This is a genomic window from Eubacterium sp. BIOML-A2, assembly GCF_009680135.1.
GTDB lineage: Bacteria > Bacillota > Clostridia > Lachnospirales > Lachnospiraceae > Faecalicatena > Faecalicatena contortus_B.
Map to the genome: position 1 here is coordinate 43,792 of NZ_WKZK01000017.1, position 21,431 is coordinate 65,222.

Consider the following 21,431-nt stretch of genomic DNA (forward strand, 5'->3'; position numbering starts at 1 on the left):
AATAATGACATGCTTTTCAAATAATGGTATACTAAATACAGTATGTGTAAATACCAAGGGGGAAGTATAATGGCTGCAAAGTCGACAAAGAAAAGAAAAACAACAGGCCGGAGGACGAAAAAGCAGGAAAATACAGCCCTGAAAGAAGAGATTCTGATACTTGCCGTATTGGCGGTTTGTATCCTGCTTGTGATTAGTAATTTTGGCCTGGGGGGAATTGCGGGGGAGGCAGTTTCGTCAGTCATGTTCGGATTATTCGGATTTATGGCATATCTATTGCCATTTATCCTGTTCGGTGTGGTTGCCTTTTCCATATCAAATAAAGGCAACGCACACGCGTACATAAAAGTGGGAGCCATTGTTCTGCTGCTGCTTTTGTTGACCGCATTTTTAGAATTGGTCATGAATCCTTACGATTCTGAAGCGGGATTATTGACCTATTATAAGCTTGCCAGTCAGCATAAGAATGCCGGCGGTCTGATAGGCGGCTGTATTGTAAAGCTGTTGTGTCCGCTGATCGGCGTCGTGGGCACCTATGTGGTGATCATCATATTTGCGGTAATCTGTGTGATCCTGATCACGGAGAAATCGCTTCTTGCGCCGCTGGGGCACCACAGTAAAAAGGCGTATGAAGACGCCAGAACGAAAAAAGCGGCTGCTGCCCGGAGACGGGTGGAGCAGAAACAGCAAAGAGAGACTGAAAAGCAAAAAAGACAGGATCGTAAGGTATCCGGAGTTTCTTTTGCCACCACCCTGTCAGACAAAACAATACACAGAAAGACTCCTGATCTGCAGGAGTTAACACCGGAGGACACGGGGGCCGGAGAAGCGCCTGTGCCATCTCCGTTTGAGGAGCTGGTAATTAACCGTCCGGAGCCGGAATCCGTGGAGGAGATCGTACCGGACACACCGGTTAAGACACCCGAACCGGCCAAAAAGCGTAAGACACAGGAGAGTGCCCAGATGGTGGCTGCCGAGGCAGTACATGTAGAAGAGACCATCAAGGCACAGGAAGAACACCCTGTGGCAATCTACCGGATTCCGCCGCTTTCCCTGCTGAACCGGGGGAAGAAAACGAGCGGGGATTCAGACGCCCACCTGCGGGCCACCGCACTCAAGCTGGAGCAGACGCTTCAGAATTTTGGCGTACAGGTACATGTGACCAATGCAAGCTGCGGTCCCTCTGTCACCCGTTATGAGATTCAACCGGAGCAGGGTGTAAAAGTCAGCAAAATCGTGGGCCTGGCCGACGATATTAAACTGAACCTGGCTGTGACCGATCTCAGAATTGAGGCTCCCATTCCCGGTAAGGCAGCCGTCGGCATCGAAGTGCCCAACAGTGAAAATACGGCGGTTATGCTGAGAGACCTGTTGGAATCCAGTGAATTTAAGAACAAGAAGTCCGGTATCTCCTTTGCAGTGGGCAAGGACATTTCCGGGAAAGTGGTGGTTGCGGATATTGCAAAGATGCCGCATCTCCTTGTTGCCGGAGCCACTGGATCCGGTAAATCTGTATGCATCAACACATTGATTATGAGTATCATTTATAAGGCTGACCCGGAAGACGTGAAGCTGATTATGGTAGACCCGAAAGTGGTGGAACTCAGTGTATATAACGGAATTCCGCATCTGTTGATCCCAGTGGTTACGGATCCTAAGAAAGCAGCCGGGGCACTGAACTGGGCCGTCGCTGAGATGGAAAAGCGCTATAAGCTTTTTGCGGAATACAATGTAAGGGATCTGAAAGGATTTAACGATAAGATCGGCCATTTGGAAACGAACGGAGACGCGCCAAAGAAGATGCCGCAGATCGTGATTATTGTGGACGAGCTGGCAGATCTGATGATGGTAGCGCCCGGAGAAGTAGAGGGAGCCATCTGCCGTCTGGCACAGCTGGCCAGAGCAGCCGGACTGCATTTGATTCTGGCGACCCAGCGGCCTTCTGTCAATGTAATTACCGGGCTGATTAAGGCGAATATGCCATCCAGAATCGCTTTTTCTGTATCATCAGGGGTTGACTCCCGAACGATTATTGATATGAACGGGGCGGAAAAGCTTCTAGGAAAAGGTGATATGTTATTTTACCCGACAGGTTTTCCGAAGCCTGTCAGAGTGCAGGGGTCGTTTGTTTCTGACAAGGAAGTGCAGAAAGTCGTTGATTATCTGATTGAACACAATGGCAACGCTTCTTATAGCGAAGAAGTGGAAGAGCATGTGAACGCGAATGCGGGAGCGCCTGCAGCCGGCGGTATGATGCCCGGGGCTGCGGAAGGCGGAAGCGACAGGGATACATATTTCGTGGAGGCAGGAAAACTGATCATAGATAAGGAAAAAGCATCTATCGGCATGCTGCAGCGTATGTTCAAAATTGGTTTTAACAGAGCGGCGCGCATCATGGATCAGCTGGCTGAAGCAGGTGTTGTCGGGGAAGAAGAAGGGACTAAGCCCAGAAAGATCCTGATGTCAGAAGAAGAATTTGAACAGTATATAAAAGATAATATATAATCCAGGAGGGAATCAAATGAAAACAGATATTCAGATTGCGCAGGAGGCAGAGATGCTGCACATAAGGGATGTGGCGGCAAGCATTGGAATTGAAGAAGATGATCTTGAATTCTACGGCAAATATAAAGCAAAACTTTCCGAGGATCTGTGGGATAAGGTCAAGGACCGCAAGGATGGGAAATTGGTTCTTGTAACGGCAATCAATCCGACCCCGGCGGGGGAAGGGAAAACCACCACCACAGTAGGTCTTGGCCAGGCAATGGCCAAGCTGAATAAAAAAGCGCTGATTGCCCTGCGGGAGCCGTCTCTCGGCCCCTGCTTCGGAATCAAAGGCGGCGCAGCCGGAGGCGGATATGCCCAGGTGGTTCCGATGGAAGATCTGAACCTTCATTTTACAGGTGATTTTCATGCAATCACCTCTGCAAACAATCTGCTGGCGGCAATGCTGGACAATCATATCCAGCAGGGAAACGCGCTGGGAATCGATCCCCGGCAGGTGGTCTGGAAACGCTGCCTGGATATGAACGACAGGGTGCTGCGCAATACGGTCGTGGGGCTGGGCAGTAAAATGGACGGAATGGTGAGGGAAGACCATTTTGTTATAACCGTAGCCTCAGAGATCATGGCCATACTGTGTCTGGCAGATGATCTGGCGGATTTGAGAAGGAGACTCGGCCGAATTATCGTGGCCTACAATTTTGATGGAGATCCGGTTACGGCAGACGATCTGCAGGCCACAGGAGCGATGACCGCTCTTTTAAAGGATGCGGTCAAACCGAATATTATTCAGACGCTGGAACATACACCTGCGCTGATACACGGCGGGCCCTTCGCGAACATTGCCCATGGCTGCAACAGTGTCCGTGCCACCAAGATGGCGCTTAAGATCAGCGATATTACGATTACCGAGGCAGGATTCGGTGCGGATCTGGGCGCAGAAAAGTTCCTGGATATCAAATGCCGCAAGGCAGGACTAAAACCGGATGCCGTAGTTTTAGTTGCAACAGTGCGCGCTTTGAAGTATAATGGGGGAGTTGCAAAAAGCGATTTGGGCGAAGAGAACCTGGAAGCGCTTGCAAAAGGGATTGTCAATCTGGAAAAACATATAGAGAATATCCAGAAATATGACATACCTGTTATTGTAACATTGAATTCTTTTGTGACAGATACAGCGGCGGAAAATGAATACATCCGCACATTCTGTGAGGAGCGCGGCTGTGAATTTGCACTTTCAGAAGTGTGGGAAAAGGGCGGAGCCGGCGGTATCATGCTGGCGGAAAAGGTACTTGAGACCCTGGAGAATAAGGAAAGCCATTACCATCCGCTATATCCGGACGAACTGTCACTGAAGGAAAAAATAGAGACCATAGCAAAAGAAATATACGGAGCGCGCGGTGTAGTCTACGAACCTGCGGCCGAGAAGCAGCTGGCTAAGATCGAGGCGATGGGCTTCGGAACCTTCCCCGTCTGTATGGCCAAGAATCAATATTCGTTGTCTGACGACGCGAAAAAACTCGGACGGCCGGAGAACTTCGATATCCACATCCGGGAGGTATATGTCAGTGCCGGCGCAGGATTTGTAGTCGCGCTGACGGGCGCAGTTATGACGATGCCGGGGCTTCCTAAAGTCCCCGCTGCTAATCATATAGATGTTACTGAAGATGGTAAGATTACCGGGCTCTTCTAAAGGAGGATGGAATGGCACAGATAATTGACGGAAAGCTGATTTCAGCTCAGATAAAGGACGAATTAAAGGAAGAAGTACAGAAAATAAAGGAAATGGGGGGCAATATCTGCCTGGCGGTCGTACAGGTGGGGGATGATCCGGCCTCCTCTGTGTATGTCAATAATAAGAAAAAGGCCTGCGCGTATATCGGGATAGAATCCCGGGCGTTTGAACTGCCTGAGACTACGACGGAGGCGGAACTTGTATCTCTCGTGGAGACATTGAATGCGGACAGCGGTGTCAATGGAATTCTGGTGCAGCTGCCTCTGCCTTCCCACATTAATGAAGATCTGGTTATCCGGACAATCTCACCGGATAAGGATGTAGACGGCTTCCATCCGCAAAGCGTCGGACGCCTCTGGATCGGGGAAAAAGGATTTTTATCCTGTACGCCAGCCGGCATTATCCAGCTTCTGAAGCGCTCCGGTATCGGAATAGAAGGAAAAGAATGCGTTGTGATCGGAAGAAGCAATATTGTAGGCAAGCCCATGGCGGCTCTGCTTCTTCGGGAAAACGGGACGGTAACCGTAGCGCATTCCCGCACGAAAAATCTGAAAGAAGTTGCCCGGCGTGCGGATATACTGATCGTTGCAATCGGGAAAAAGCAGTTTATTAATTCAGAATATGTAAAAGAGGGTGCAGTCGTCATTGATGTGGGGATGCACCGGGATGAGAATAACAAACTTTGCGGAGATGTGGATTTTACGGATGTGGCTGATAAAGTGTCTGCTATTACGCCCGTGCCGGGCGGGGTAGGTCCTATGACAATTGCCATGCTGATGAACAACTGTGTGGAAACTGCGCGCAGCTAGGAGGAAATAAGATGAGATGTACACATTGTGGTGCCATGATTCCGGACGACATGCTTTACTGCCCGGAATGCCATATGGAAGTTCAGATTGTACCAGATTATAATCCTCTGGAAGATGTCCTCGCTCAGGAAGTGAAGGGTTCTATCGAAGACGCCACAAGACAGATTAGGACAGACGATATCCGAAGATACCGCCGTGACGGAACAAGGGAGTACAGTAATTCGACAAGAGTACTGAACCAGGGAGAACTGGACGAGATACGCGCCCGGAGAAATGCGGCAGCGAGACAGGGGCGTCAGCCCGGCAGAGCGGCATCGGGTCCTTCGCGTCAGCCTGGAGCCGATTCCAGATATCAGACGGGCCGCACTTCCACAGGTTCCGTGCGCCAGGGCAGCCGGTCCTCTACCGGTCCCATGCGCCAGACAGGCAGAAACACTGGTTCTATGCGGCAGACGGGAAGAATGGCAACCGGATCCATGCGCCAGAGCACAGGCTCCCTGCGGCAGGAAAGAAATGAAGCGGAAGAAAGACGGCGCCAGCAGATAGCCCGCAAAAAAAGACTTGCGAAAAAAAGGCGTCAGAGAGCGCTCATCATCGTGCTTGTCCTGCTGATTCTGGCGGGAGTGCTTGGATTTGTCTTTTATCAGAACTCCTATACCGGCCAGATCCGCAAAGGCAATCAGGCGCTAGTGACCAATGATTATACGCAGGCGGAAAATTATTTTAATAAGGCGATCTCAAAAAACGATAAGAGAGCAGAGGCCTATACCGGCCTTTCTAAGGTATACAGCCAGCAGGACGACCTGGAAGGGGCGGAAGCGGTCTTTATGACTGCCATAAGCTCACAGCCTTCCAATGTGGAACTGTATCAGGCAGCCATAGACTTTTACGTGGAGACTAAGCAGCTGCTGAAAATATCGGAATTGCTGGATGGCTGCGAGGATGATAACGTTCTTCTTGGCGTAAAGTCCTACGTATCCGAAGAGCCGGAATTCAGCCTGGAAGAGGGCACCTATCCGGAGGTACAGGAAGTGTCCTTAAGCTCCGCAGGTGAAGCTATCTATTATACTACAGATGGTTCCGAACCGGATACCTCCAGCACGAAATATCAGGATCCGATTCTCCTGGAAGAGGGGACGACGACGATAAAGGCAATCTCCGTCAATAAGAAAAAGATTCCGAGCCTTACAGCTTCGAGAGTATACAACGTGGACATTCCGGTAGAAGATGCACCCGCCGTGACCCCGTCCACAGGCCAGTATGATACGGCAACACAGATAACAATCAATGTGCCGGAAGGGTATACTGCATATTATACCATGGACGGAACGGATCCCAGCGCCGCTTCCGCCAAATATGAAGGCCCTATTGATATGCCGGAAGGGCAGACGATGTTCTGTGCGGTCCTTGTCAGCAAAAGCGGCAAAACCACACAGATCACAAAGAGAAATTATGTATTGGAACTGCCTGAATAAGCAAAGAATAACACCGCTGCAATTGTGTATATTTTTGACATAATTGCAGCGTTATTTTTGTGCATTTTTTAACATGATTTTACGTGTATTTGGGTTGCGTTAAAACTTTAACAGTGTTATAATTAGCATGTTAAAAAAATAACGTACTTATAAAGGAGATGCAATAAAATGAGCAGATTCACATTACCAAGAGACATTTATCACGGAAAAGGCTGTCTGGAAGAACTGAAAAACCTGAAAGGGAAAAAGGCAATCCTCGTCGTGGGAGGCGGTTCCATGAAACGCCAGGGCTTCCTTGACAGAGCAGTCGGATACCTGAAAGATGCAGGCATGGAAGTAGAGCTTTTTGAAGGGGTTGAGCCGGATCCATCCGTTGAGACGGTTATGAAGGGCGCCGAGGCGATGCGCGCGTTTGAGCCGGACTGGATTGTTGCGATGGGCGGTGGTTCCCCGATAGATGCAGCAAAGGCAATGTGGGCTTTCTATGAATACCCTGAGGTGACATTCGAAGACTTATGCATTCCGTTCAACTTCCCTGAATTAAGACAGAAAGCAAAGTTTGCAGCAATTCCGTCTACATCAGGAACTGCAACGGAAGTAACGGCTTTCTCCGTTATCACAAATTATCAGACAGGCGTTAAATATCCGCTGGCTGACTTCAATATCACACCGGATGTTGCAATCGTGGATTCCGAACTGGTAGAGGGACTTCCTGCAAAACAGGTTGCATATACAGGGATGGATGCACTTACCCATGCAATCGAAGCATATGTTTCTACTCTAAACTGTGCATTTACAGATCCACTGGCAATTCAGGCAATTGAGATGGTATTTGATTACCTGCCGGCTTCCTACAGAGGCAACATGGAAGCAAGGGAGCAGATGCATACGGCACAGTGCCTGGCAGGAATGGCATTTTCAAATGCATTGCTTGGTATCGTACACTCAATGGCTCATAAAACAGGCGCTGCTTTTTCAACAGGGCATATTACACACGGATGCGCAAATGCAATGTACCTTCCATATGTAATTAAGTACAATGCAAAAGATCCTGTTGCCGCAAAACGTTATGCCGAAATCGCACGCAGAACAGGACTTCAGGGAACTTCCGAAAAGGCTCTGATCAACAGTCTTTGTGAAAAGATTGACGACTTCAATGTTCAGCTGAGCATTCCAAAGACCCTGAAAGAATTCGGTATTAATGAAGAGGAATTCAAAGAAAAAATTGCACATATTTCCGAACTGGCCGTAGGTGATGCCTGCACAGGTTCTAATCCGAGAAGCATTACTCCTGCAGAGATGGAAAGATTATTTAACTGCATTTACTATGGAACAGAAGTTGATTTTTAATTGAATGGTTCCCTGGTACATATGGATGGAGGCAGGCACGAGTGTGTGTCTGCCCCATTTTTATGATAAGGAAAACGGTTACTGTGCATAACCGCAGGGTGTGAACAGCAGCCAAAAACAGAACATGCTCTGTTTTTTGAAAGAATACTTGCCAATCCTTTATTTATAGCGTATTATAAGGAAAGGGTGATTTTTTACAAGGAGGAATAAGATGTACAAGATATTAAAAGCAGAAAAACTGGCTGATAAGATTTATCTTATGGATGTACATGCACCGCGTGTTGCCAGCCACTGCCAGCCAGGACAGTTTGTGATTGTTAAGATGGATGATAAAGGTGAGAGAATTCCGCTTACAATCTGCGACTATGACAGAGAGGCAGGAACGATTACCATTGTTTTCCAGGAAGTGGGTGCGTCCACAACGAAGATGGCGTACTTAAAAGAGGGAGACAGTTTCCGGGACTTTGTCGGACCGCTCGGATGCCCGTCTGAGTTTATTCATGAAGATATCGAAGCACTGAAGAATAAAAAGATTTTATTTGTAGCTGGAGGTGTCGGCGCGGCGCCGGTTTACCCACAGGTAAAGTGGCTGCATGAGCGCGGCATTGAAGCCGATGTTATTGTAGGTTCCAAGACGAAGGACATGCTGATTCTTGAAAAAGAGCTTGCGTCTGTAGCAGGCAATCTCTATGTTACAACGGACGACGGTTCTTACGGACGTTCCGGCATGGTTACGGCCGTTATCGAAGACCTGGTGCAGAACGAGGGAAAACAGTACGATGTATGCGTGGCAATCGGACCGATGATCATGATGAAGTTCGTATGTCTGCTTACTAAGAAACTGGATTTGCCGACAATTGTCAGTATGAACCCGATTATGGTAGACGGAACCGGAATGTGCGGCGCATGCCGCCTTCAGGTAGGCGATGAGATCAAGTTTGCCTGCGTTGACGGCCCGGAATTCGACGGACATCTTGTAGACTTCGACCAGGCAATGAAGAGAAGCCAGATGTATAAGACAGAAGAAGGCCGTGCGATGCTGAAAGTTCAAGAGGGAGATACTCATCATGGTGGATGCGGAAACTGCGGAGGTGACAACTAATGGCTGATGTATTAAAGAAAGTGCCTGTCAGAGAGCAGGACCCGAAAGTACGTGCAACGAATTTTGAAGAAGTCTGCCTTGGATATAACCGGGAAGAGGCTATGGAGGAGGCAAACAGATGCCTTGGCTGTAAAGTGGCCAAATGTATCGACGGCTGCCCGGTAGCAATCGATATTCCTGGTTTTATTAAAGAAGTAAAAGAAGGCAATATAGAAGAAGCCTATAAAGTAATCGGAAAAGCTTCCGCACTTCCGGCTATCTGCGGACGTGTATGTCCTCAGGAATCACAATGCGAAGGAAAATGTATCCGCGGAATCAAGGGAGAGCCTGTTTCGATCGGTAAACTTGAGAGATTTGTAGCCGATTATGCGCTGGAACATGACATCAAACCGGAGTGTCCTGAGACGAAAAACGGACATAAAGTGGCAGTCATCGGTTCTGGACCTTCCGGGCTTACCTGTGCCGGAGACCTGGCAAAGATGGGATATGACGTAACTGTTTTTGAAGCGCTGCATGAACTCGGCGGCGTACTTGTATACGGAATTCCTGAATTCCGTCTTCCAAAGCAAAAGGTTGTTGCGAAAGAGATCGAGAAAGTAAAAGAGTTAGGCGTCAAATTTGAGCCTAATGTTGTAATCGGTAAATCCACAACCATAGACCAGCTTGTGGAAGAAGAAGGCTTTGAGGCCGTATTTATCGGTTCAGGCGCGGGACTTCCAATGTTCATGGGAATTCCGGGAGAGAATGCGAACGGGGTCTTCTCAGCCAATGAATATCTGACAAGAAGCAACCTGATGAAGGCATTTGATGACAATTACGATACTCCGATTGTTGCAGGCAAAAAGGTGGCAGTAGTCGGCGGCGGTAATGTTGCCATGGATGCGGCAAGAACTGCATTAAGGCTTGGCGCCGAGGTACATATCGTTTACAGACGAAGCGAAGCAGAGCTTCCGGCCAGAGTAGAAGAGGTTCATCATGCGAAAGAAGAGGGGGTTATTTTCGACCTTCTTACCAATCCAAAGGAAATCCTTGTGGACGATAACGGATACGTAAAAGGAATGAAGGTTATCAAGATGGAGCTGGGCGAACCGGATGCATCCGGAAGAAGACGCCCTGTAGAGATTCCAGGTTCCGAGTATGAGATCGAACTGGATACGGTCGTTATGTCACTCGGTACCTCTCCGAATCCGTTGATTTCTTCTACAACAAAAGGCCTTGAAGTGAACAGAAGAAAATGTATCGTTGCGGAAGAAGAAAACGGACAGACATCCAAAGAGGGGGTTTATGCAGGCGGAGATGCCGTAACGGGCGCTGCCACAGTAATCCTCGCAATGGGCGCCGGAAAAGCAGGTGCAAAAGGCATCGATGAATATCTGAACAAATAAAGAAGCTGATTTTACACAGGAGGAACTTCTATGACCAGAAAAGAAACCGCACTGGGATATCATAAAAAAGGGTATAATTGCTGTCAGGCCGTAGCCTGCACATTCTGCCGGGATTTCGGCATATCGGAAGAGGAGATGTTTCGGATTTCAGAAGGATTCGGATTTGGCATGGGTATGATGGAAGTGTGCGGAGCCGTGTCCGGCATGACCATAGTACTGGGGCTGCAGAACAGTGTAGGAAGCCTTGAAAAAGGGAAATCTACAAAAGCGGACACCTATAAGAAAGTAAAGGAGTGCGCAGCAAAATTCCGTGAGAAGAACCAGTCTATCATTTGCCGTGAATTAAAAGGGATCGGTTCCGACAGACCTATTTGCAGCTGTGATCAATGCATTGAAGATGCGGTGGAATTGACAGAAGCGTATCTGGCTGCTAATCCTGTGAAAGAATAAATAGAAGCCGCACTGGAAGATGCTGAAAAGAGACTGCCTAAAGCAGTCTCTTTTTTTACATAAAAGCAGCCTAACCGGCTATCCGCAGTATTCGTCGTACAGTGACTCATAAATCTGGATATGAAGTTCCTCATCCATGATGATCCTCTCCAGGCATCTTACAATATTCTCATCCTGGATCTTAGCACACTGAGAGCGGTATTTCTGAACGGCCTGGCGTTCATGGTTGACTGCGTTTATAAGCAGAGACTTGATATCCATGGGGTAATTATTAAAGCCGGGTGACCAGTAAAACATCTGATTGCCCCTGTAAGTCCAGAGTCTGGGATTCTCCCCCATCATTCTCGCCAATTGTCCGAATGTCTCGAGGTGATGCATCTCCACGATACTGATTTTGTGAAAGACATAGGATAGCCGTTCATCCTCCAGCAACAGCAGGTTGTTGTAGAGATAAAGGCTGACAGCGGTCATCTCTGAATTCTGTCCGCCTACATTATCCAGCATCATTCTTCCATAGAGACGGTTAACACCATCCACACAGACCGGTGGATAGGGGGCGTCGGCTGCAAAAAGTTCTTTTTTCTGACAGGCATCCGGTTTAACGGCATCGTTATTTCTCCCATTATCACAGTTATTCATATCATATTTACTCCTTTACTTGAAGGTACTGACAGAACAATCTATGTATGAAGGTAAGAAAATATGTTTTTTCCAGGAAGCTCGAGCATCATGGGAGTTTCCGATTAAAAAAGATTGCCGGCATATCTTTCCTGATATATAATAAGAACATATTTGTTCATGCTTCTGAACAGATACACAGATTTTTAGTAAGTGGTTATTATACAAACTGAAATTTCCCTGAAAACCACTTATGACGAAAGGGTAAAGAAAATGGAAAACCAGGAACAGCAACACAAAAGGCGTCCCAGATATAAGGGAACGCATCCCAGGAATTATAAAGAAAAATACAAAGAACTCCACCCGGAAAAGTATGCATCTACTGTTGAGAGGGTCATACAGAAAGGAAGTACGCCCGCCGGAATGCATATTTCGATCTGTGTAAATGAAATCCTTGATTTCCTGCAGATTCGGCCCGGCCAGAAGGGACTGGATGCCACATTGGGGTATGGCGGACATACACTGGAAATGCTGAAATGCCTGGAACATGAGGGGCATATTTATGCCCTGGATGTGGATCCTATCGAATCAGTGAAAACAAAAGAACGCCTTGCAGGTATGGGATACGGGCCAGAGATTCTGACTGTGAAGCTTTTAAATTTTGCGGACATAGACCAGATGGCTGCAGAGGCCGGACAGTTTGATTTTGTGCTGGCTGATCTCGGGGTATCTTCTATGCAGATTGACAATCCGGACAGAGGTTTCTCATACAAAACAAACGGGCCTCTGGATTTAAGAATGAATCCCGAAAAGGGAATCACAGCGGCGCAGAGGTTGCGTACCATAGAGCAGGAAGAACTTGAGGGCATGTTGCTTGAGAATTCGGATGAACCCTATGCAGGAGAGATCTCCAGAGCGGTTACAGCTGAGCTTAGATCGGGAAATAAAATCGAAACGACAGGACAGCTGCGCAGCGTAATTGATAAAGCACTGAATTTCCTCCCTGCCGCTGAGAAAAAGGAGGCCGTTAAAAAATCCTGTCAGAGAACCTTCCAGGCACTGCGCATTGATATTAATAACGAGTTTGAAGTGCTCTACCAGTTTTTAGAAAAACTTCCCAATATCCTTGCACCAGGCGGAAGAGCGGCCATATTGACGTTTCATTCAGGCGAAGACAGGCTGGTAAAGAAATCATTTAAGCAGCTGTTTCAAGAAGGGATATACAGCAGCTATTCCAAGGATGTAATCCGGCCTTCGGCAGAAGAATGCGCCAGAAACAGCAGGGCCCGGTCTACAAAAATGAGATGGGCAGTAAAAGCCTGACAGAGTATCTGCAGTCTTAGAGCAGATTAGCTGCATGTCGATACAAAAAACTGAAGGAATAAAAGATATGAAAATCACTGTATTAACAGTAGGTAAAATTAAAGAAAAATATCTGAAAGATGCAATCGCGGAATACAGTAAGCGACTGAGTAAATACTGCAAATTGAATATCATAGAGGTTGCCGATGAAAAAACACCGGACCAGGCAAGCGCGGCGGTCGAAGAAAGCATCCGTGAGAAGGAAGGGGAACGGCTTCTAAAGCATATCAAAGAGGATGCCTTTGTCATGACTCTTGAGATCCAGGGAAAGCAGATCACTTCAGAAGAGCTGGCTGGTAAGATTGAAAAACTGGGCGTTACTGGTACCAGCCATATCATGTTCGTGATTGGAGGTTCCATCGGTTTAAGTTCTTCTGTATTGGCGCGATCTGATTTTGCCCTGAGCTTTTCTAAAATGACCTTTCCGCATCAGCTAATGCGGGTGATACTGCTGGAACAGGTTTATCGCAGCTACCGTATTATTCAGGGGGAGCCATATCATAAATAAAAAGCGGTTTTTTATGATATATAAAATTCCTCTGGAATTTGTTTACAAATACTTTTGGAATGGCACAGAGATGGCGAAGGAAGATTATCTCAGTTCTCTAAATGAAATATATGATAAAACGAAAGCAACAGAGGGATATGAAAGTGATGCCTTTTATAGCGCCGAAGAATTACTTGCGGTGTTAGAAAGTAATTAGTATGCATAGTAGTGTTACAAAAGATTCCTTAACCATATGGAGGGCAAGCCGCGTAATAAGGGGGGTTAGGATTTTAAGAAAAATTTAAGAGTATTATTAGGTTAATATTATCTTCCTCTGATATGATTTCAATAGATACAGATAAGCGTACGAAAGAGAGGTCAAATATGAAATTTATCAGACGGCTGCTGGCATTGATTCTCCTGTGTCTTCTGTGTGTGGGTGGATATTTTGGATATAAGGGTTATGTAAAATACGAAGATGCTTTAGAGAATATGAGCATAGACCAGAAAGCGGAAGAAATCAAAGCATCACCATCGTACACACCGCTGAAAGAACTGCCGGATATCTATTTGAACGCGGTTGTGGCCGTAGAAGATAAACGTTTTTATAAACATCCGGGGATTGACGCCATTGCGATTGGCCGGGCCATCAAGAATAACATCCATGCCCGTCAACTGATTGAAGGCGGCAGCACGATCACACAGCAGCTTGCCAAAAATATGTATTTCACCCAGGAGAGAAGCCTGATCAGGAAAGTGGCGGAGGGCTTCATGGCAATTGCATTGGAACGAAAATTCAGTAAAGACGAGATATTGGAACTTTATGTAAACAGCATTTATTTTGGAGACGGTTATTACTGCGTTGCGGATGCAAGCATGGGATATTTTGGTAAAGCGCCGCAGGATATGAATGATTATGAGTGCACCTTGCTGGCTGGGATTCCAAATGCCCCTTCCGCCTATGCACCTACGGTAAACCCGGAACTTGCCCGACTGCGCCAGAAAAAGGTGCTGGATTCCATGGTTGAAGAAAAATATCTGACCCGCGAAGAGGCGGACGCAATCGTGTCTGCTGCAGCAGGCAGCTAAGAGCAGCAGACAATATAAAATCCTTTTTGGTGGTAAGGAGACCAGAGTGTATGAAAAAGAAAAAAGCATTAAAAGCAGTTAGTATCATTCTGCTGGCATTCATTATTGTAGCAGCTGCAATCCTGGGGTACTATACGATCCGTGAATACCGGCCTGATGCCGTGGAGACTGTAGAACCGGGAGACGGAACCGCTGAGTTGTCGACTGGAGAGAGGTTTACAGTTCTGACCTATAATACCGGGTATGCCGGGCTGAGTAAAGATGAGGATTTCTTTATGGACGGGGGCAGCAAGGTGCAGCCGGATAGCAAAGAACTTGTGGAAAACAACCTGAGCGGAATCGCATCCATTTTGAAAGAGCAGGATGCGGATATTTATTTTCTCCAGGAAGTGGACCGGGATTCCAAGCGCTCCTATCATATTGATGAACAGGATTACTACGAGCAGGAACTGGGACTGCCCGGAATGTTTGCATGCAATTTTAAGGTTGATTACGTTCCCTACCCGCTGCCTCCAATCGGAAAAGTTACGAGCGGGCTTGTCACTATGACTGGCCTGCATGTAAGCGATTCCTCGCGCATCGCACTTCCGGAGTCGTTTTCATGGCCTGTCAAGACCTGCAATCTGAAACGCTGTATGCTGGAATCCAGGATTCCGCTCAAAAATACGGATAAAGAGCTCGTGCTGATTAACTTCCACTTAGAAGCCTATGACAGCGGGGAAGGAAAGAGAGCACAGAGCAAAATTCTCGCTGAAAAGTTAAAGTCGGAATATGAAAAAGGAAATTATGTCATTGCCGGAGGTGATTTTAACCAGACCTTCGAGGGCATGGATACATATCCTATCCATAATAAAGATAGCTGGGTACCCGGGATTGTGGGGAAGGAAGAGATACCTGATGGATTTTCCTACGCAGTGTCCGATAATGCGCCGACCTGCAGGCTTCTGAATGGGCCATACAGCGGGAATTATGAAGAATCACAGGTGTATGTGCTGGATGGGTTTATCGTATCGAATAATATAAATGTGGAACAGGTGGAAAATATAGATACACAATTCGAATACACGGATCATCAGCCGGTTAGAGGGTGTTTTGAAATGAAATAAATGTGGCGGGTATGGGGACGCGCCGAAGATGGACAGACGGTACGGTGTGCAGGAAGTGGGCGGCGGTTTGCTATTGCACCCGTTTATTAACGAATTCTAAGAAGAAGTCAGGCGGAAAACAGGGGTACAGATGACACAGTGTGAAAAATTTTGATAATTTTTCACGCTGGGTCATCCAAATCCGTGATTCGGAATCACGGATTTCCCCCTGTTTTCCGCCTGACTTCTTCAAGAATTCGTAAATGCACTCTAGCAAATGCAAACCGCCGCCCACTCCCTGCACACCGTACCGTCTGTCCATCTTCGGCGCTGGCGCATCAGGGCGGCAGGATTTTTCCCTTTGTGGGGAACAGTGGAGGGAGAGGCGGATTGGGAATGGCTTCGCGGATTTTGGTGAGGCAATTAACTGATAGGAATGTTAGGATTGTGTTTTGGTGGATGGTTTTTTGAGATACCGACGGGAATTTTATCTTTAGGAATTCATTTGTTCTCTTGGTAATTAAAATTTATGGGAATGGGGTATACTGATGTATAAATTGGGATTTGGGGTGTGAATATATGGATGAATTGGAACGGGAACGGAAGAGTGAGGAGATTTTGGCTTATTATGGGGGTATGGATAATCGAGGGGAGCAGGAGTTGATTGTGGCTTTGCTGCGGGAGCTGCAGGATGTTTATGGGTGTATTACGGCTGGGGTTATTGAGCGGGCGGCTGCGGTGACTGGGGTGAAGCCTTCCTTTATAAGGGCTTTGGTTCGGATGTATCCTACTTTGAAGGAGGCGGCTTTTCTGCATGATATTGTTGTCTGTATGGGGAAGGCCTGTGCGGATCAGGGGGGACGGGATATTCTTTCGTTTCTGCAGAAAGTTTTGAAGGTGCGGCGGAATGGGATTTCCAGGGATGGGAAAGTGCGGGTTCGCACGCAGAGCTGTCTGAAACACTGCGGAACGGCTCCTAATCTGCTGATTGATGGGAAATTGTATACGGGGGTGGATGAGGAGATGCTGACGGGAATATTGAAAAATAAATTTCATCTGGGATTATAGGGTTTTTGTAGAGATTTATCCGGTATAATAAAATGTTATTATCTTGTAATGGAGAGGATTAAAGATTATGAGTAAAAAAATTTTAGTTGCGGACGATGAACCGGGGATTGTGCAGCTGTTAAAAGATTATTTTGAGATTCAGGGGTATGAGGTCGCCAGTGCCTTCAATGGTGTGGAGGCGCTGGAGCAGTCCTCACGCAGACCGGATTTGATTCTGCTGGATGTGAATATGCCCGGGCTTGACGGGTTTGAGGTCTGCAGGATGATCCGCGACCATGTATCCTGCCCCATCTTGTTTCTGACGGCTAAGGTAGAAGAACAGGATCGGATCAGAGGGCTTATGCTGGGCGGGGATGATTACATATTGAAGCCTTTCAGTATTGACGAACTGGGGGCCAGGGTCGAGGCACATCTGCGCAGAGAAGAACGCAGGACAAAAGTACAGGCGGTTAAGATGCAGGGAGGCCTTGCCATACATTATACAGAACGCTGTGTATATTATGACGGGAAGGCGCTCAATCTGACGAAGACAGAGTTTAATATTGTGGAACTGTTGTCCATGCACGTTGGCCAGGTATTCACAAGAGAACAGGTTTACGACAGAGTCCGCGGCTATGACGGGGAAGGGGACAGCAGTATTGTAACGGAACATATACGCCGTATCCGCTCGAAGCTGTCAGCAGTCACCGATAATCAGTATATTGAAACTGTATGGGGAGTTGGTTATAAATGGATTGGTTAGAAGAAAAGATAGAACATACGAGAATGCGAATAAGGAACACACGGTTCTGCACTGCTATAACTGCTTATATACTGGTGGCAGCCGCAGCCGCTATGTTTCTTTCTTATGTCACAATTATCTTCTGTTTTCAGTGGGAAAGCAGGATCCTGCAAAGCTATAACAACGGCGAGGATATATGGATATACAGTGTGAATCTGTCGGGCTGGCCACTCTGGACGCAGACTCTTTCCAGTTTATCGTCCCGTGACAGCAGTCTGGTGAATCTGCTGGATTTTGTTCGTACCTGGTGTCCGTTTCTATATACCCTTGTGGGCTCCATACTGGCATGCAGGATATTTTATAGAAGGAGGCTTTCGGCCCCCCTTCGGATTCTACAGGAGGGGACGGAGGCCGTCAGGAACAATAATCTGGATTTTGACCTGACTTATGACAGCCGGGACGAGATGGGGGAACTCTGCCGCTCCTTTGATGAAATGAAGCAGGAACTCATACATAATAAGCAGATGATGTGGGAACTTGTGGAAAACCAGAAGCAGCTCAATGCGGCTTTCGCCCACGACCTGCGGACGCCCTTAACCGTTCTGAAAGGATATTCCGACTTTCTTGCCCGCTATATTCCGCAGGGCAAAGTAAACGAAGAAAAGATGCTGGACACGCTGCATCTGATGTCTTCACACCTGAACCGCCTGGAACAGTACAGCCGGACGATGAAAGGTATCCGCAGCATTGATGAGCTTCCGGTACACAGAGAAAAAAGTGATTTATCCAGAATAGAAAATGAGATCCGCGAAGTCATTTTTTCGTTGAACCAGATAGGAGATATACAGATTACTTTAGCGGTAACCGCTGAGAAAAGTGAGGATGCCATGCTTTTTGCAGACACCGGTCTGATCCTGGAGGTACTGGAGAATCTGCTTTCAAATGCAATCCGCTATGCGGAAAGCAGAATTCGGGTTCGGCTGGATTTTGAGCATAAGACGGAGCTTCTTGTGCTTACCGTACATGACGACGGCCCAGGTTTCACCCAGGGCGATCTGCAGAATGCATTGAATCCCTATTATAAAGAACACAGGGCTTCCGATGCCGCAGGCGGGGAGGAAGATCCACATTTTGGCATTGGGCTCCATATCTGCAGCCATATCTGTGCAAAACATGAAGGAACGCTGAGTATTGCAAACAGTATCGATCAAGGCGCCGTTGTGACGGCTTCATTTTCCTGTAAGAATGAATGAAGAGATTCTTAAGTTTTTGTAGAGAAAGTGTAGACATTTTCGGGCTAATATATATGCATACCCAAAGTGCACCCCGTAATCCGTGCCCTGCGGGCGGGTCTGCAGCTTTGCTGCAGTACAATGTATACCCAAAGGGCACCCCGTAATCCGTGCCCCCCGGGAGCAGAGAATGACAATAAGAGAGGATGAGAAAAATGTCTGCAGAAATTAAAATTGAACATTTAAATCAATATTACGGACGAAAATGTGCCTTAAAAGATGTGAACCTTACAATTCACAAGGGGATGTTCGGCCTGCTTGGCAGAAACGGCGCAGGCAAGACCACACTGATGAAAGTACTTGCAACGCTCCTGCCTAAGACAGAGGGAAGCGTCTCTGTCTGCGGCATTCCGGTGGAGGATGCGGCAAGAGTGCGCAGGATCACAGGATATCTGCCCCAGGAATTTTCCATGTACCCGAATATGACCGTTTACGAGGCAATGGATTATCTGGGCGTACTGTCCGGGCTTGGAAGCCGGAAACGCAGAGAATTGATACCAAAGCTTCTGTCCCAGGTGAATCTCCTGGAGGATCAAAAGAAAAAGGTAAAGGCATTGTCCGGCGGAATGAAGCGCCGGCTGGGGATCGCACAGGCTATTCTCCACAATCCGAAGGTGCTGATCGTAGATGAGCCTACTGCAGGCCTGGATCCCGAGGAGAGAGTCCGGTTCCGCAATCTGCTGAGCGAAATTGCCCAGGAGAGAATCGTTATACTGTCCACACACATTGTCGGAGATATCGAAGCTACGTGCGAACAGATTGCGGTATTAAATGAGGGTGAGATCCTGTATCAGGGGACGGTCTCTGATCTGATTGATATGGCGGACGGAAGAGTCTACACGGCCCAGATCAGCAAATCCGAGCTTCCTCGGCTGAAGGAACGCTATGTTGTCACCAGCATGCTGACGCTTGGGAATAACGTAATGGTCCGTTTTATTGCCGAAAAGAAACCATTTGCACATGCTGAGTGCTGTGAGGCGGGAGTGGAAGACGCCTACATGTATCTTATGCACGGAGAGCGGGGTGATCTCTGATGTTCCTGAGTTTACTAGCAAAAGAATGCCGGCAGACAATGAAAAGTATGATCTACTGGCTGATCGTGGTGATTCTTGTGGTCTTTTATTTTTCCCAGCTGGGAGGAATGACGATAGATGAAAAGCCTGAGCCGGGACAGGAAAATTACGGATGGACATATGGAGGAAATGAGACGGATATCATGGAATCTGTACTTGGACGGCTTGTTTCGGAATACCTGGCAGGAACATATACCACCTATCCAATCGGATTTTATAAGTCTGTCACTCCAAGCGAAGAGGAGCAGAAGCGGATTGGCGAGATTGTGGAGGAGACTACAGGGCTTTCGGGGGAAGGCGACATTGCGGATGCAATACAGGAGGCAGAAGGCGGCGCCCAGGTGATATACGGCAGCAGCCCAACACAGGTAAAAAAAGGCCTGACGTATGAACGGTTTAAAGCGTTCATGCAGGAAGTCGACGATATTCTGGGCGGAGGCTCTTACTATGCGCCGGACAGCCTGGAGACAAGCGTCTCCCAGCCTAAGTCATATGAGGAGGCTCTGGAAGACTATAATAGCCTGATAGAAAACGACCATCTCACGGGTGGTTATGCGAGACTGTTCTGTGACTATATGGGAATTCTGCTCGGTATTCTGCCGGTCTTTCTGGCAGTGACCCGCGGGCTGCGTGACAGACGCTCAAAGATGCAGGAACTGATTGCCAGCAGGAAGGCATCCTCTGCCTGTATCATTACAAGCCGGTATGCTGCCATGCTGATTATGATCATGGTTCCTGTTCTCCTGCTATCCTGTATCCCGCTGGTTCAGTGCTTACAGTCTGCATCCGGTACAGGGATTCAGACGGATGTTCTGGCATTTGTTAAATACAGCTTCGGCTGGCTTCTTCCAACGGTAATGGCTTCCGCAGGAGTCGGGCTGGTACTGACCGAACTGACGGATACTGCACTCGGGGTCCTGGTTCAGATAGCCTGGTGGTTCCTGACAATCTTCGGATCCATGAACAGTATGCACGGGGGTGCATATGGATGGAGCCTCGTACCAAGGCACAATACGGTCTATAATTATTCGGGCTTTCATGAAAACTTTGGTCAGCTAGCGGCAAACAGGGGGCTTTACGCGGCATTTTCGCTTCTCCTGTTAGCAATATCCATTTTTATTTACACACAAAAAAGAAAAGGGAGGCTGGATATCCGTGGCAAAATATTTGGAAATCTTAAAAGAAAACACAAGGCATAATATTCCCGTTCATGCCATGATTGCCATCCTTCTGCTCTGTTTTTCTCCGCTTGTACTGGGCGTGGAGAATCTGCCCTATGAGGATGCTGCAAAAGTACTGGAACGCTACGTGGCGCTGCTGGGCATCATTATGCTGACGCCGGTGTTTCTGCCGGAGCAGAATCCGGACCTCCGCGACCTGATCCGTTCAAAATATACGAAAATTACAGCGATATACGGCATCCGTGTGCTGGAAGCAGTCGTTCTGCTCGCAATCCTGCTGGGCGTTTACATGGCGGTGCTTTCATACAACAGCTGTCAGCTCCATATACTCCCATACTACGGAGGCACCCTGGCCGAAATGCTGTTTGTAGGGGGGCTGGGGATCTTTGGCTTCGCTCTGTTCGACAATCTGATTGCAGGTTATATGATTCCTGTCTTTTACTATATCGTCGCATTTGGAAGCGGTGCAAAATATTTGAAAGTATTTTACCCGTTTTCCATGTCCCAAGGCAGCTATGCGGAAAAATTCTGGCTGTTAGCGGGCGGTCTGATACTCATTGCAGCGGGGATATTGATAAGGGGACGAAAGTGATTCATTCAAGTACGCCTTGGCGTACTTGCGGCGAGACACGCGTCATGCTCCGCATGAC

At 47.6% G+C, this 21,431-nt stretch carries 20 protein-coding genes; 19 read left to right on the forward strand and 1 reads right to left on the reverse strand.

Features of this window, described 5'->3' with window-relative positions; genetic code table 11:
• The first annotated feature begins 69 nt into the window (after positions 1-69).
• The 8 genes from GKG43_RS08355 to GKG43_RS08390 all read left to right on the forward strand — a co-directional run bounded on the left by GKG43_RS08355 (position 70) and on the right by GKG43_RS08390 (position 10,805).
• On the forward strand, positions 70-2,505 hold the full coding sequence (locus tag GKG43_RS08355) for a DNA translocase FtsK (protein WP_129878957.1): 2,436 nt from the start codon (positions 70-72) through the stop codon (positions 2,503-2,505).
• A gap of 16 nt (positions 2,506-2,521) precedes the next feature.
• Complete coding sequence (locus GKG43_RS08360) at positions 2,522-4,192, forward strand: formate--tetrahydrofolate ligase (RefSeq protein WP_129878958.1); 1,671 nt, start codon at positions 2,522-2,524, stop codon at positions 4,190-4,192.
• Positions 4,193-4,203: 11 nt separating this feature from the next.
• Positions 4,204-5,043, forward strand: a complete 840-nt coding sequence (folD, locus tag GKG43_RS08365) for a bifunctional methylenetetrahydrofolate dehydrogenase/methenyltetrahydrofolate cyclohydrolase FolD (protein ID WP_129878959.1) — start codon at positions 4,204-4,206, stop codon at positions 5,041-5,043.
• A gap of 11 nt (positions 5,044-5,054) precedes the next feature.
• Positions 5,055-6,518, forward strand: a complete 1,464-nt coding sequence (locus GKG43_RS08370) for a chitobiase/beta-hexosaminidase C-terminal domain-containing protein (RefSeq protein ID WP_050642246.1) — start codon at positions 5,055-5,057, stop codon at positions 6,516-6,518.
• Positions 6,519-6,686: 168 nt separating this feature from the next.
• On the forward strand, positions 6,687-7,868 hold the full coding sequence (locus GKG43_RS08375) for an iron-containing alcohol dehydrogenase (RefSeq protein WP_050642247.1): 1,182 nt from the start codon (positions 6,687-6,689) through the stop codon (positions 7,866-7,868).
• A gap of 211 nt (positions 7,869-8,079) precedes the next feature.
• Positions 8,080-8,970 (forward strand): sulfide/dihydroorotate dehydrogenase-like FAD/NAD-binding protein, encoded by an 891-nt coding sequence (locus GKG43_RS08380; RefSeq protein WP_050642248.1) that lies wholly within the window; start codon positions 8,080-8,082, stop codon positions 8,968-8,970.
• Positions 8,970-10,355 (forward strand): NADPH-dependent glutamate synthase, encoded by a 1,386-nt coding sequence (gene gltA, locus GKG43_RS08385; protein WP_050642249.1) that lies wholly within the window; start codon positions 8,970-8,972, stop codon positions 10,353-10,355. Before GKG43_RS08380 ends, gltA begins: the two co-directional genes overlap by 1 nt.
• A 30-nt stretch (positions 10,356-10,385) precedes the next feature.
• Positions 10,386-10,805 (forward strand): C-GCAxxG-C-C family protein, encoded by a 420-nt coding sequence (locus GKG43_RS08390; protein WP_129878960.1) that lies wholly within the window; start codon positions 10,386-10,388, stop codon positions 10,803-10,805.
• 78 nt (positions 10,806-10,883) lie between these two features.
• Here the strand turns inward: GKG43_RS08390 and GKG43_RS08395 are convergent, their stop codons facing one another.
• On the reverse strand, positions 10,884-11,444 hold the full coding sequence (locus GKG43_RS08395; RefSeq protein WP_347561992.1) for a rubrerythrin family protein: 561 nt from the start codon (positions 11,442-11,444) through the stop codon (positions 10,884-10,886).
• Between the two features lie 252 nt (positions 11,445-11,696).
• Between GKG43_RS08395 and rsmH the strand changes: the two genes are divergently transcribed.
• The 11 genes from rsmH to GKG43_RS08450 all read left to right on the forward strand — a co-directional run bounded on the left by rsmH (position 11,697) and on the right by GKG43_RS08450 (position 21,373).
• Entirely contained in the window at positions 11,697-12,746 is a 1,050-nt protein-coding gene (rsmH, locus tag GKG43_RS08400) for a 16S rRNA (cytosine(1402)-N(4))-methyltransferase RsmH (protein ID WP_129878961.1), read from the forward strand.
• Positions 12,747-12,813: 67 nt separating this feature from the next.
• Entirely contained in the window at positions 12,814-13,293 is a 480-nt protein-coding gene (rlmH, locus tag GKG43_RS08405; RefSeq protein WP_050642779.1) for a 23S rRNA (pseudouridine(1915)-N(3))-methyltransferase RlmH, read from the forward strand.
• Between the two features lie 13 nt (positions 13,294-13,306).
• Entirely contained in the window at positions 13,307-13,489 is a 183-nt protein-coding gene (locus tag GKG43_RS08410) for a hypothetical protein (RefSeq protein ID WP_129878962.1), read from the forward strand.
• A 167-nt stretch (positions 13,490-13,656) separates the two neighbouring features.
• Entirely contained in the window at positions 13,657-14,361 is a 705-nt protein-coding gene (locus GKG43_RS08415) for a biosynthetic peptidoglycan transglycosylase (protein WP_050642252.1), read from the forward strand.
• A 50-nt stretch (positions 14,362-14,411) separates the two neighbouring features.
• A complete protein-coding gene (locus GKG43_RS08420; RefSeq protein ID WP_050642253.1) occupies positions 14,412-15,467 on the forward strand; it encodes an endonuclease/exonuclease/phosphatase family protein in 1,056 nt (351 codons plus the stop codon).
• A 558-nt stretch (positions 15,468-16,025) separates the two neighbouring features.
• Positions 16,026-16,514 carry an NAD(P)H-dependent oxidoreductase subunit E gene (locus GKG43_RS08425; RefSeq protein WP_129878963.1) on the forward strand — a complete coding sequence of 163 codons (489 nt, stop codon included), beginning with the start codon at positions 16,026-16,028 and terminating at the stop codon, positions 16,512-16,514.
• A 67-nt stretch (positions 16,515-16,581) separates the two neighbouring features.
• The gene (locus GKG43_RS08430; protein WP_050642255.1) at positions 16,582-17,256 is read left to right on the forward strand and encodes a response regulator transcription factor; all 675 of its coding nucleotides are present in this window, start codon (positions 16,582-16,584) and stop codon (positions 17,254-17,256) included.
• Positions 17,244-18,488, forward strand: coding sequence for a HAMP domain-containing sensor histidine kinase (locus GKG43_RS08435; protein WP_129878964.1), 1,245 nt, complete (start codon positions 17,244-17,246; stop codon positions 18,486-18,488). Before GKG43_RS08430 ends, GKG43_RS08435 begins: the two co-directional genes overlap by 13 nt.
• A 194-nt stretch (positions 18,489-18,682) precedes the next feature.
• Entirely contained in the window at positions 18,683-19,561 is an 879-nt protein-coding gene (locus GKG43_RS08440; protein WP_050642257.1) for an ABC transporter ATP-binding protein, read from the forward strand.
• 38 nt (positions 19,562-19,599) lie between these two features.
• Positions 19,600-20,799 (forward strand): hypothetical protein, encoded by a 1,200-nt coding sequence (locus GKG43_RS08445; RefSeq protein ID WP_330377722.1) that lies wholly within the window; start codon positions 19,600-19,602, stop codon positions 20,797-20,799.
• Positions 20,756-21,373 carry a hypothetical protein gene (locus GKG43_RS08450; protein ID WP_050642259.1) on the forward strand — a complete coding sequence of 206 codons (618 nt, stop codon included), beginning with the start codon at positions 20,756-20,758 and terminating at the stop codon, positions 21,371-21,373. Before GKG43_RS08445 ends, GKG43_RS08450 begins: the two co-directional genes overlap by 44 nt.
• Positions 21,374-21,431 lie beyond the last annotated feature (58 nt).